The 12,936-nt window shown below is 69.9% G+C and carries 9 protein-coding genes; 4 read left to right on the top strand and 5 right to left on the bottom strand.

Features of this window, described 5'->3' with window-relative positions; genetic code table 11:
* Positions 1–11 precede the first annotated feature (11 nt).
* Positions 12–1,202, bottom strand: a complete 1,191-nt coding sequence (locus OKA11_RS09265) for an efflux RND transporter periplasmic adaptor subunit (protein WP_267219924.1) — start codon at positions 1,200–1,202, stop codon at positions 12–14.
* The gene (locus tag OKA11_RS09260; RefSeq protein ID WP_267219923.1) at positions 1,195–2,388 is read right to left on the bottom strand and encodes a TolC family protein; all 1,194 of its coding nucleotides are present in this window, start codon (positions 2,386–2,388) and stop codon (positions 1,195–1,197) included. Before OKA11_RS09260 ends, OKA11_RS09265 begins: the two co-directional genes overlap by 8 nt.
* A gap of 278 nt (positions 2,389–2,666) precedes the next feature.
* On the opposite strand from OKA11_RS09260, the gene OKA11_RS09255 reads away from it, so the two are divergent.
* Entirely contained in the window at positions 2,667–3,836 is a 1,170-nt protein-coding gene (locus tag OKA11_RS09255; protein ID WP_267219922.1) for a cytochrome P450, read from the top strand.
* 5 nt (positions 3,837–3,841) lie between these two features.
* A complete protein-coding gene (locus OKA11_RS09250) occupies positions 3,842–4,162 on the top strand; it encodes a 2Fe-2S iron-sulfur cluster-binding protein (protein ID WP_267219921.1) in 321 nt (106 codons plus the stop codon).
* Between the two features lie 54 nt (positions 4,163–4,216).
* Here the strand turns inward: OKA11_RS09250 and pobA are convergent, their stop codons facing one another.
* The gene (gene pobA / locus OKA11_RS09245) at positions 4,217–5,386 is read right to left on the bottom strand and encodes a 4-hydroxybenzoate 3-monooxygenase (protein WP_267219920.1); all 1,170 of its coding nucleotides are present in this window, start codon (positions 5,384–5,386) and stop codon (positions 4,217–4,219) included.
* Between the two features lie 137 nt (positions 5,387–5,523).
* Here pobA and OKA11_RS09240 point away from each other — a divergent pair, with 137 nt between their 5' ends.
* Positions 5,524–6,405, top strand: coding sequence for a helix-turn-helix domain-containing protein (locus tag OKA11_RS09240; RefSeq protein ID WP_267219919.1), 882 nt, complete (start codon positions 5,524–5,526; stop codon positions 6,403–6,405).
* Positions 6,406–6,434: 29 nt separating this feature from the next.
* Positions 6,435–8,069 (top strand): SulP family inorganic anion transporter, encoded by a 1,635-nt coding sequence (locus OKA11_RS09235; RefSeq protein ID WP_267219918.1) that lies wholly within the window; start codon positions 6,435–6,437, stop codon positions 8,067–8,069.
* Positions 8,070–8,078: 9 nt separating this feature from the next.
* On the opposite strand, the gene OKA11_RS09230 is transcribed toward OKA11_RS09235, so the two are convergent.
* Together OKA11_RS09230 and rhaI are read right to left on the bottom strand one after the other, a co-directional pair.
* Positions 8,079–11,483, bottom strand: coding sequence for a glycosyl hydrolase (locus OKA11_RS09230; protein ID WP_267219917.1), 3,405 nt, complete (start codon positions 11,481–11,483; stop codon positions 8,079–8,081).
* Positions 11,484–11,581: 98 nt separating this feature from the next.
* Positions 11,582–12,874, bottom strand: coding sequence for an L-rhamnose catabolism isomerase (rhaI, locus tag OKA11_RS09225; protein WP_267219916.1), 1,293 nt, complete (start codon positions 12,872–12,874; stop codon positions 11,582–11,584).
* Positions 12,875–12,936 lie beyond the last annotated feature (62 nt).

The raw sequence follows: 12,936 nt of genomic DNA, 5'->3' as shown, positions 1-12,936 counted from the left end.
AGGGCCCCGGTTTACGGTTGGGCCGGCTGGTTGCGCCAGCCGACGATGACTTCCACCCCCGGCTTGAGATCGCTGGCGAAGACTTCGGTGCGTTTGCCGTCACCCGCGCCGACGGTCACGTAGACCCGGCGCGGCTCGCCGTCGCCCGAGACGAGATAGATGCGCGGCTGGCTGCGCCCGGTGGAGGGCGTGGCCCTGTTGCCGGGCTCGAACGTCAGCGCGGCGTCGGGCACGAGGAGGACGTTGCTGCGCTGCGGCAAGGGCAGTTCGACCGTGGCGGCCATGCCGGGGCGGATCGCCTCGACCGGCTTCTCCAGCGTGAACACGGCGCGGCGCGAACCCGGCGCATCGGCGCGGTCGGTCAGGATGCGGGCCAGCGTCGCCGACTGCACCGCGTCGGGCAAGGCATCGAGCCGCACTTGCGCCACCGTGCCCGCTTCCAGCACCGCATTGCCCGCGCGGGCCAGCGGGATCTCGATTTCCAGCGTCTCGTCGCTGGCGGCCAGGGTGAACAGCTTCATGCCCATGCGCACGCGCTGGCCGGTGCGGATGCTGCGTTCCACCACGTAGCCGGCAAAAGGCGCGCGCACGACGGCGGCGGCCAGCTTCTCGCTATCGGCCTCAAGGCTGCTGCGGGCGGCGGCGAGCCGGGCCTCGGCGGCGGACACCGCGCGCCCGGCGCGGTCGGCGTCGGCGCGCGCGCCTTCCAGTTCGTTGATCGCCGGAACCCGGTGGCCGGAGCGGCGCCAGACGTCCTCGAAGCGCGCCAGCTTGCCGCTAGCCTCGTCGCGCGCCGTGCGGGCGGCGGCAAGGTCGGCCTCGGCGGCAGTGACCAGCGCGCGGTCGGCCGCGAGGGTGCTGCGCAGCGGCTCGGCGTCGATGGTGGCCAGGACCTGCCCCTTCGCGACCTTGCCGCCCGCAGGCACGCCCTCGGCCGTGACGGTACCGTCGAGCGCCGCGGCCAGCGCCACTTCGCCGCTGCCGTGCACGGTGCCGCGCTCGGCGACCATCGGCGTGATCGTGCCCTGTTCGACCAGCGCGGTGTAATACGGCAGGTCGCTGCCGCCCAGGAAGCGGACCAGCAGCATCAGCAGCGCCACCACCGCCGCCGCCAGCAGCGCCAGCCGCAGCAGATGCGTGCGCCCGCGGCGGGCGCCGAACCCCAGGAAACTGTCGAGATTGGCGTGGTCGGCCTCAGTCACAGGCAGCGACTCCCACTTGCGGCGAGAGGTCCGCCGCCGACCAGCCGTCGCCGCGCTGGAGGTGCAGGCGGATCATCCCCGCCGCCCGCTCGGCCCGCAGGCCCAGCCGCGCCTCCTCGACCGACAGCGCCGAGGCTTCGGCCACGTAGAGCGTCGCGAAATCGCCCATGCCCGCACGGTAGGCGGCGCGGGCATCCTGCACCGCCCGGCGCGACCGCTCGCCGCTCTGGCCGAGCGCCTGTTCGCGGGCATCGAGCAGGACCAGCGCCTGCCGCGTGGCGGCGATCTCGGCGCGGGCCCCGGCCTCGGCCTTGTCGAGTTCGCCCAGCCCGTCGCGCAGCAGCGGCGGGGTCGAGGGATCGCCGCGTTCGGCCTCGGCCTTGTTGATATCGGCCTGGGTCATCTTCTCATGCTCGATCCGGGAGAGCAGCCGGTAGCGCAGCGCCAGCAGGTCGGCGCGGTGCAGCGGCCCCTCGTCGGCAGGCCCCGGCGGATCGCGGCCGAGATCGGCGACGTCGCCGCTCTCGCCCAGCGCCGTCAGCAGCGCGGCATCGTCCATGTCGGCCATCCGCGCAAGGTCCATGCGCGCCCGCTCGAAGCGCGCGCGGGTCGCCGCCACGTCGGCATCGGCAACGCCGGCCATGCTGCTGCCGATGCTGCCGTCGATCGCGGTGACCAGCCCGGCCTGGCGGCGGAATTCGGCGATCGCGGCATTGTCGCGGAACTGGTCGAGCCGCTCGGTGCGCAGGACCAGCACGCTCTGCAGCCGCCGCACCTCGACATAGGCCAGCGCCACCGCCGCCGCGCGCTCGGCGCGGGCCTGGGCATAGGCATATTGATCGGCGCGCAGGGCAGCGGCGCGCGACAGGCCCTGATCGGTACCGACCAGCTTGCGCATCCGGCCCGACAGGCGCCGCTCGGCCGAAGCGTCCGCCTCGGCCTGCACGGCCAGGCGGGCCGCCCGGCAGGCAAGCGCGTGGTCGGCGGCAAGGCCGCGCGCCACCAGGTCCGCCAGCAGCGGATCGCCGGCCTGCTTCCACCAGTCACCATCCACCGGCGCCTCCACCGTGGGCGCGGGTGGCTGCGGCAAGGCCGCGGCGGGGCGCTCCTGGCCCGTGCAGGCCGCCAGCGAAAAAGCCGCAGAGCAGGCCAGTGCCGCCGCCAGCGGCAGTCGCTTCCAATTCAAGGCAAAGTCATATCGCACGCGGGCAGCGATAGCAGCAAAGTCCGCAGAGGCAATCATGGTGCGCATGCGAAAGGGCCAAGTTGTTGAACGAAGTCCTTGCCGCCGGGGACAAAAACGGCTGGCCGGTGGGGTCAAGCCCGAAGCCCCCACTGCCGCGCCGCGCCGCCAGATGCCGCTGGCCAAGATACGATCCATTGAATATCATAACCTCGATGACGTTCGGTCCTCAGGAACCGCAACGCACGGGACGAGACCGGGTTGTCGAAAGGAGCATGGCCATGACCGCCGCACGCATGCCGGAACCGGACGACCGCAAGAGCGCGCGCATCGCCGAGGCCCATCTTGCCCCGCAGGCCGGTTCGCGCGTGATCGGCCGCTTCGCCCTGAGCCGCGAGGTGCTGCGCTCGCCCAAGGTCCGCCAGGCCGGCGCCCATGCCGAGGCCACCGATCTCTCCAACCCGGACGAGGTCTCGTTCTTCTTCCTCGACGGCGAGGCCCACCGCAAGCGCCGCGCCGCCGTGGCCGGGCTGTTCGCGCCCCGGACCATCGTCACCCGCCACCACGCGGTCATGCAGCGCACGATGGACGAACTGGTCGCGCGCCTGCGCGAAGGCAAGCCGCTGCCGCTCGACGACCTGAGCTTCCAGATGGCGGTGGACGTCACCGCCGAGATCGTCGGCCTGACCAACAGCGACAGCAACCGCGCCCTCGCCCGCCGGGTGAAGGCGGTGCTGGACAGTTCGCTGGTCCGCAGGCCGGGCTGGCTGGGCACCCTGATCTTCAACGCCCGGATGCTGCTGCGCGTCGGCCGGTTCTACCGCAAGGACCTCGCCCCGGCGATCGCCGCGCGCCGCCGGCAGCCGCGCGAGGACGTGATCTCGTTCATGATCGGCGAGAATTACTCGCGCAAGGGCATGATCATGGAGTGCCTGAGCTACGGCGGCGCGGGCATGATGACCACGCGCGAATTCATCGTCATGGCCGCCTGGCACCTGTTCACCAGCGCCCCCTTGCGCGAACGTTTCCTCGCCGGCGACGAAGCGGGTCAGTCTGCCATCCTCGAGGAGATCCTGCGGCTGGAGCCGGTCGCCTCGATGCTCCACCGCCGCGCGGCCGAGGGCGAGCCGGGGCTGATGGCGCAAGGCGAAGTGCTCTGCCTCTCGATCCGCGAGGCCAATGTCGACGAGGCGATCACCGGCCCCTGCCCCTTCCGGCTCGATCCCGACCGGGCGAAGCGCATGAAAGTCGCCGGGCCCTACATGAGCTTCGGCGACGGCCCGCACCGCTGCCCCGGCGCCCAGGTGGCGCTGCACGAGAGCCGCATCTTCCTCGACCGCATGCTGCGCCTGCCCGGCATCCGCCTGGTGGCGGAGCCGACGATCCTCTGGAACGACTTCATCCAGGGCTACGAACTGCGCGGCGCGCTGGTCGCCTGCGATCCGGCCTGACGCCGATGGTGCGCATCACCTTCATCGACGCGGGCGGAACCCGGCGCGAAATCGCCGCGCGCGAGGGCCTGTCGCTGATGGAAAACGCCGTCGCGCAAGGGATCGAGGCCATCGCGGCGGTCTGCGGCGGCAACTGCTACTGCGGCACCTGCCGCGTGCACCTGACGCCCGAGTGGTTCGAGCGGCTCGGGCCGCCGGGGGACTACGAAGGGCCGGTGATCGACGCATCCGGCGACGCGCACCCCTGCGCGCGGCTTGCCTGCCAGCTTCCGGTGACGGAGGCGCTTGAGGGGCTGGTCGTCGAGACGCCTGCGTCGCAGAGCTAGGCCTGAGACGCAGACCCGCGCAGGCACCGGCCCGCCCCCCTTAAACCGCCCCCCTTAAACCGGCAAACCCACGTAGTTCTCGGCGATCACCCGCTGTGCGTGCTCGCTCGAGGCGATGTAGTCCAGTTCGGCCAGCTGCATGCGGCGCTCGAACGGGCCGTCGTCGGGGAAGCGGTGCATCAGTTTGGTCAGCGACCAGCTGAACCGCTCCGAGGCCCAGACCCGGCGCAGCGCCTTGGCCGAGTACCCGGCAACGGCATCGTTGTCGGCGCGGCGGAAGAAGGCGAGCAGGGCCTCGTGGGCGTAATGCACGTCGCTCGCCGCCAGGTTCAGGCCCTTGGCGCCGGTCGGCGGCACGATATGCGCGGAATCGCCGCAGAGCAGCAGGCTGCCGTGGCGCATCGGCTCGAACACGAAGGAGCGCAGCGGGGCGATCGACTTCTCGATGGAGGGGCCGCGCGTGATATGGGCGGCGGCGTCGGGGCCGAGGCGGATCGCCAGTTCGTCCCAGATGCGCGCGTCGCTCCAGTCCTCCAGCTTCTCGGTCAGCGGCACGTCGATGTAATAGCGGCTGCGCGTGTGGCTGCGCTGCGAGGCGAGTGCGAAGCCGCGTTCGTGGTGCGCGTAGATCAGTTCGTGGTTGCACGGCGGCACATCGGCCAGGATGCCCAGCCAGCCGAAGGGATAGACGCGCTCGAAGGTCTGGCCGACGCTGGCCGGGATCGCCGCGCGCGAGGGGCCATGGAAACCGTCGCAGCCGACGATGAAGCGCGCGTCGACGCGGTGCTCGGCGCCGTCCTTGGTGTAGGTGACATAAGGCGCATCGCTCTCGATGGCGTGCAGGGCGACGTCGGCGGCCTGGTAGATCACCTCAAGGCCGCGGCCCTCGCTCGCTTCCATCAGGTCGCGGGTCAGTTCGGTCTGGCCGTAGACCATGACCTGCTTGCCGGTCAGCGCCTTGATGTCGATGCGGATCAGGCGCTCACCGTCGGCAAGGTTGAAGCCGTCGTGCGGCAGGCCCTCGGCCTTCATGCGGGCATCGAGGCCGAGCCGCTCCATCAGCGCGACGGTGCCCTGCTCCAGCACCCCGGCACGGATGCGCGAGAGCACGTAGTCCCCGGTCTGGCGTTCGAGCACGACGCAGTCGATGCCCTCCAGACGCAGCAGGTGGCCGAGAAGCAGGCCGGCAGGGCCTGCGCCGATGATGGCGACTTGGGTACGCATAGATCCTTCTCCCGATCGGGCGCGCCGCATGAGCGCAGGCCGCAATTCTTGCCCCTGGATTGACACTGCGGCGGTTCTGGCGGAATGCACCGGACGGCCAATGTTCCGGTACTTTCAGGACACCCCGCGAGTCTTCCATGCCCCCGAGCCCGCCCTCCCCCCGCCCCGTTCCCAGCTACGTCCTCTACGGCGAGGACATGCCCGAAAGCCTCGCGGAACTGGGTCATATCGAGACGATTGCGGCGCGAAGCTCCTTGCATGACTGGGAAATCGCCCCGCACCGCCATGTCCGCGGCGTTCAGGTCATGCTGGTATCGAAGGGACAGGTCACGCTGACCATCGACGATACGACCGAGACGCTGGAGGCGCCCTGCCACATCGTCGTGCCCGCCGGCAGCATCCACGGCTTCCGCTTCCGCCCGGAAACGGAAGGCTACGTGCTGATGCTCAGCAGCGGTTTTGCGGAGCGGCGCAGCGATGCCGGCGATCCATTGCTCCACGCCGCAACCCATGGCCGCTTCGCACCGACGCCGCCGGAAATCCTCGCACGGGTCGAATTCCTCTGCGCCGAGATGCTGGCCATCGCGCAGGACTGGCGGCGGCCCAATGCCCTGTTCCTGGCGATGGCCGAGGCGCTGATGCGCTCGCTGCTGCCGGAGGACGAGGCGGCCGACGATGGCAGCGGCGACCCGCGCATCTCGCACCTGCGCCATCTGGTCGAACTGCACTTTCGCGACCAGTTGCCGCTGGGCTGGTATGCCGAGCGGCTGGGCATGACCACGCGCACGCTGACCCGCCTCACCCGCGCGCGGCTGGACTGCACGCCGCAGGACATGCTCCACGCCCGGCTGGCGCTGGAGGCGCAGCGGCTGCTGTGCTTTGCCAATGCCAGCGTCGTGCAGGTCTCCAACGAACTGGGCTTTTCCGACCCGTCCTACTTCTCCCGCTTCTACCTCAGGATGACCGGGCACCGTCCGCATCTGGACAAATCCACCCACGGCCATACGGCAGAGGCATGACCGCGCGAGAGCAGAACCCCGGATCGAGAATGCGCAAACCCGTCTGGCGCGATGGACTGACCGGGCTGGCCATGGCCGGGCTGATCCTGCCGGAAAGCGTCGCCTATGCGGAAATCGCCGGCCTTGCCCCCGGCCGCGCGCTGGCGGCGGCGATTGCGGGCGGGCTCGCCTATGGGCTGGTGGGGCGCAGCCGCTTCGCGGTGGTCTCGCCCACCTCGTCCGCCGCGGCCATCCTGGCCGCGACGCTCGCCAGCCTTTCCGCCACCGGCCCCGCGCGCGAGGGGCTGGCAACGGTGCTGGTGGGGATGACCGGGCTGATCTTCCTGCTGCTTTCGCTGCTGCGGCTGGGCAGCCTCGCCAGCTTCGTCTCGCGCCCGGTCCTGCGCGGGTTCGCGTTTGGCCTCGCCATCACCATCATCGTCCGGCAGCTTCCGGCGATGACGGGGGTGTCCGTGCCGCCGGGCACGATCTTCGTGGTGCTGGCGGGGCTGGCCGCGCGGGTGACGCAGTGGCACCTGCCCAGTTGCCTGCTCGGGATGGCGACCCTTGCGGTGCTGCTGGCGCTGCGCCGGATGCCGCAGATCCCCGGCGCGCTGATCGTGCTGGCGCTCGCCATAGGACTGGGGGCGGCGGTGGACCTGCCCGCGCATGGCATTGCCATTGCAGGTCCGGTCGGCCTCGGCTGGCCGGACAGCGCCTGGCCCTTCTCCACCACCCGGCTCTCGCGCCTGGCCCAACTGGCGGCGCCGATCGCGCTGATCCTGTTTGCCGAAAGCTGGGGCACCATGCGCACGCTGGCCCTGCGCCACGGCGACACGCTATCGGCCAACCGCGAACTGGCCGCCATCGGCACCGCCAACCTCGCCTCCGCGCTGGTGCAGGGCATGCCGGTAGGGGCGGGCTTTTCGGCCGGGTCCGCCAACGAGGCGGCGGGCGCATCGAGCCGCTGGGCGGCGACCGCGGCCAGTCTGGCGCTGCTGGCGATGGCGCTGTTCGCGTCGGGCTGGATCGCGCGCATTCCCCAGCCGATGCTGGCCGCCATCGTCATCGCCGCACTGACCCATGCACTGTCGCCGAAGCCGCTGCTGCACCTCTTCCGCATCCGCCGCGATCACGCGATCGCGCTGGCTGCCGTGCTGGGGGTGCTGACCCTGGGCGTGCTCAACGGCATGTTGCTGGCGGTCGCGCTGTCGGTGCTGCACATGCTCTACGAGCTGGCGAACCCGTCGATCAGCGAACTGGGGCAGCTGGGCGACGGGCATGAGTTCGTCGACCTGAAACGCCATCCGCAGGCGCACCGGCTGCCGGGCGTCGTGATTTTCCGCCCCAACGGCCAGCTTGTCTTCGCCAATGCCGAGACGGCGCTGGCCACGATCGCCCGCCGCGCCCGAGCCAGCGGCGCGCGGGTCGTGGTGCTCAGCCTCGAGGAGAGCAACGACCTCGACAGCACCGCCATCGAGGTCGTCGCCGAGTTCACCCAGGGACTGGAGAAAGCGGGCAAGCAGGTGATCCTCGCCCGCGCGCATGACCGGGTGCGCGATGTGCTGGCCGTGGCGGGATGCCAGGTGCTGGCGGAAGGCTCCACCTTCAGCGTGGCACAGGCGGCGCAGCGCGCGGCGCAGGTTTCGCAACACCCGCCCTCCCCGTCTCCGGGGAGGGCTTGAGCTTACGGCCTAGTTCCCGCCTTCCAGCACCACCGGCCCGATCAGCCCGGCAGGCCGCAGCGGCGCGTCCGCGCGGTAGGTCGGCATCGCGGTCCAGGTGATCGGCTTGGCCCCAGGTTGCGCATCGCCGACCAGACGGTTCACCCACAGGTCCGCCACCTTCACCTCGATGGTGTTGGCCCCCTTCTTCACCGCCTTGCCGATGTCGAGGCGGTAGGGCGCGTGCCAGACCGCGCCGACCAGCTGGCCGTTCACGCGCACTTCGGCGAGGTCGCCCACCTGCCCGAGATCGAGCCACAGCGGCTGGCCGGCCCTGGCGCCCCTGGGCAGCGTGAAGCTGCGCGCATACGTCGCCTCGCCGGAGAAGTACTTCACGCCCGGATCGCCGCTTTCGTTCAGCGGCGCCAGCTTCGCCATTTCAACCGAGGCCGGGGCGCCGCGCCCTGCCTGGAAGCGCACCGACCAGCCATCGTCCAGCGAAGCGAGCACCTGCACCGGCTTTGCGGCCAGCGTCAGGCTCGCTTGCGCGGCGGCCTTGCGGAACACCACGAAGACGGCATCGTCCGCGACCAGCGAGAGCGGCACCACGGTTTCGCCGTTCTCGATGCGGTAGCTGACCGGCTCGCTGGTTCCGGTTTCGGGGTGCCAGAGTTCGGGCACCTTGCCGGTCACGCGGAAGTGCGCCGCGATGGTCTGCGGGCCTTGCGGGTTGGAGAGATAGTAGATCTCGCCCTGCCCGTCGCGGCGGTGGACGAAGGGGATCTTCGCGCCCGCCTGCGCCCCGGTGAAGGTGAAGTCCGGGGCCACATTCATCGACCGCAGCGCACTTTCGACGTCCTTGCCCGCGATCACCCGGCCCTTGCCGACGGCGACGTCCCCGCTGCCCGGCCAGAGCCTTGCCACCAGCGCCGACCACTCGGCGTCCTGCGCCCCCATCATGCTGGGCGTCGCAACCGGCGCATTGCCGATCACCGTCGCGCCGCCTTCGACCAGCGCCGCCAGCTTCCCGAGCGCCCCCAGCGTCATGCGCCGCGACGAGCCGCCGAGGTAGATCGCCCGGTAGCGCGCGCCGCTCGGCGCCACGACTTCGTTGCCGTCGTTCGACAGCAACCCGGTCAGCGCGTCGTAGCTGAGGAAATCGTAGGCGTGGGTCACCGGCGCATCGGCCACCGGCTTATCGCCGTAGAGCCCGGTCAGCGGCGCTTCCTCGCCGTAGAAATAGGCGACATCGGCCAGGTTCCGCCCCGCCTGCAGCAGCAGCGAGGAGCGCGCGATATAGTCCACCCACGGCTTCGCCATCTCGCCCCAGCTTTCCATCCGGTTGAAATACTGGCCGAAGATGAAGAGCGAGAGGCCCGGCTTCTTGTCGTCCACCGGCACGTGGACCGAGGTGTGGACCACCGGGCGGTTGACGCCGTTCACGAACTCCATGTCGATGAAGCGCTTGAGGTCCTTGGGCGCGAAGGCCCAGGGTGACATCGAGGCGGTCATCGATTCCGCCGCGACGAGGTTCTGGCCGTAAAGGTGCGCCACCGAGGCCGCGCCCTTCATGTCGGCGATCAGCGTCTGGCGCGGGCCTTCCTCGCGGAAGGTCCACATGGCGGCCATCGGAATGTCCGTGTGGCTGCGCATGGTCATGTCGTCGCCCAGCATCGGCCGCTTGTCTTCCAGCGCCTCGCCGTAGAGCTTGAGGCCGTTTTCGTGGGCGACCCTGGCGACGGTGCCATAGTGCTCGCTCGCCAGCAGGTCGGCCAGCGTGCGGCGGTAGTCGTAGAGGAACTTGTCCGATTCGGCGCGGGTGCCGACCAGCACGCCGGTCAGCGCCGGCAGCCAGGGCCGCGCATCGTAGCCGCGCAGGCGCTGGAACTGCTCCAGCATCTTCGGCGTCCAGTTCGCCTCGCCCACCTCGATCGAGTCGGTCAGCAGCGCGCGCACGCCGCGCTTGCCAACCATGTCCGGCCCGGCGGCATCCTTGTAGAGGCCGATGTAGTGATCGAGATAGCGCCGCACGGCATCGCCGTCGAACTTGTCCACCTCAAGCCCGGTCGCCTCGGGCGGCGCCGGGTGGTTGGTGGTGCCGAGCAGCGAATAGCCCATGCGCAGCACCCGCCAGCGCTGGCCCCTGGGCAGCGCCGGCGCCTGCCAGTCGAGCGTGCCGTCCGCCTTCAGCTTACCGGTGAGATCGACGACGCTGGCAGGCGCAACCCCCTGTGCACCATCCTTGGGCTCTTCCAGCGCGTAGTAGTCGCGGCTCATCACGAAACCGGCCTTGGTCTCGAACCGGTCAACTTTCGCCTCGCTGCCCAGCGCGAACGTCCCGACGATCAGCGGCTTCTTCGCCAGCATCGCGCCGACCCCGTCGAACAGGCCGTCCATGGCAATGCCCGGCGCGGGCGAGCCGAGGCCGCCGTCGGGCTTGCGCGCCTCCAGCACCAGCCGGAAATGCGCGGCGGTGACGGCGGGGAAGCTGACGGTGGTGGGCACCGTGCCCAGCGTCAGCGTGGTGATCCGCGTCCATGTCGCACCGTCCGCGCTCGATTCCAGCGCGCCGGTGAAAGCGGCCCCGGCAAAGGGGATCACCACCTCGGGCACGAAGACCGTCGCCGAGCCGATCCTTGCGGGCTTCGCATAGTCGAGCCGCAGGCTGGGCGCCTCGCCCTCCTTGCGGGCCAGCGTAACGCCCTTGGTGAGATCGCTATCGAACAAGGCGGCCGCCGACAGCGCATTGCCAAGACCGTCCACCGCGCGCGGCAGCGCGGCGGCAGGCACGATGGCTTCGGGGAAGGCAAAGACGCCGACTTCGCCATAGTACGAAGGGCCGGGAGGCGCCGGATGGCCGGAGATCATCTCCTCGATGGAGAGCGCGGGCGCAAGGGTCTGGTAAGGCCCGGTCTGCACCGGCGGCGCGGTCAGCTTGCCGGAGAAGCGCTGCCCGGCAGGCACCGCGGTCTCGGACCAGACCAGCTTCTTCAACCCGTCCTCGGGCCGCACCCAGGGACCGCCGGTTTCCGACCAGCCAGGCGAGGCGGCAATGGCGAGTTCCAGCCCCTGCCGGTCCGCCTCGTGCGCGGCAAAGCGGAAGGCGTCCTTCCACTCCGGCGTCATGTAGACAAGGCGGTGATCGACCACTTGCGGGGTCTGCAGGTTCGCGTCGAAGTTCTGGAGGCCGCCGATGCCGACGCGCTTCATCCACGCCATGTCCTTGGCGATGCCGTCCTTGGACACGTTGCCGTTCATCCAGTGCCACCAGACGCGCGGGCGGGCGGAGTTGGGGGGATCGCGGAACTGCTCTTCCAGCGGAGCGGCTGCGGTATCGGTGGCGGCGGGAGCGGGCGCCTGCTCCTGCGCGATGGCGGGAACGGCAACGAGTGCGGTGGCGACGCAGAGCAGCGTGCGCAGCGAATGGATCGGCATAATCCCTCCCGGATCCAATGGGTTGTGAGTTCTTCGCGCAGAGGCGATGCCGGGAGGGCTGTTGCCCTTCCCGGCGGCAGTTCAGGTATCGCGGTGGATCAGACGATCCCGGCGCCGAGGCCCACGGCCTTGCGCTCCTGCGCCTTGCGGTCGCGCCAGCGGCTTTCGCGGTAGACGCCCAGCACGTCCGCCGCGCCGCCCGCCTCGACGCGCGCCTTGGCAAGGATCGGGCCGACATCGACGTTGTAGGCGCGGCGCAGCGCCTGGAAGGCCATCATCGTGTCGTTGGCTTCCTGCGCCAGATGCAGCGCCTCGCGGTCGACCAGCAGCGCCTTGGCGTAGCAGGAGCCGATCGCCTCGGCGGACGAGAGCATGGACTCGATCGGGTCTGTCACGTTGTGCGACTGGTCGATCATGTAGCTCGGCTTGAACCCGTCACGCGGGGCCAGTTCGGCCTCGACCAGTTCGTTGAACACCAGGAACAGCTGGTGCGGGTTGATCGAGCCCGAATCGAGGTCGTCGTCGCCGTACTTGCTGTCGTTGAAGTGGAAGCCGCCGAGCTTGCCGAAGCGGTGAAGGCGGGCGACGATCTGCTCGATGTTGACGTTCGGCGCATGGTGGCCAAGGTCGACCAGGCACTTGGCCTTGGGGCCCAGTTCCTGCGCGGCGAGGATCGAGGAACCCCAGTCGCTGATGACGGTGGAATAGAACGCCGGTTCGAACATCTTGTGTTCCAGCAACATGCGCCAGTCGTCCGGCAGCGCGGCATAGACCTGCGAAGCGGCGTCGAGATAACGGTCGAGGCTGCGGCCAAGGTCCTGCTGGCCGGGGAAGTTGGTGCCGTCGCCCACCCAGACGGTGAGGTCGGTGGAGCCCAGCTGCTTGCCGATCTCGATGCATTCGATGTTGTGCTCCACCGCCTGCTGGCGGGTGGCCTCGATGGTCGAGGACAGCGAACCGGTGGAATAGCTGTGCGCCTGGTCCTTCTGGTCCTGGAAGGTGTTGGAATTGACCGCATCGAAGCCGAGGCCAAGGCTGGCGGCTTCCTCGCGCAGCGCCTTGTAATCGCTCACCTTGTCCCACGGGAAGTGCGGCGAGACGCGCGGCGTCAGGCGCGAGAGCTGGTTGATGACGGCGCAGTCTTCCAGCTTTTCGTGAATGGTGGTCGGCTCACCGGCGATCGGGAACTTGGCGAAACGGGTGCCGCCGCGCCCTGCGCCCCACGAAGGCACGGCAACCGAGAAACCAGCGACCTTGTCCTTGATCGCGTCGATGGCGATGCCCGAACGCTCCAGCTTGCGGCCGAGCGAGGCATATTCGTCCTCCAGCGCATCCGCCGCGCGGGCATTGGCTTCGGCGATCAGCTCTTCGGAAATCGGCAGTCTGCTCATTCTTCTATCCTCTAGCCCGTTCGGGGACCGCGCCGGTTCGCGCGTTCCCCGAAAACATCTCT

This window comes from Novosphingobium clariflavum, assembly GCF_026420865.1.
GTDB lineage: Bacteria > Pseudomonadota > Alphaproteobacteria > Sphingomonadales > Sphingomonadaceae > Novosphingobium > Novosphingobium clariflavum.
This window is presented reverse-complemented; position numbering and strand designations above follow the sequence as displayed.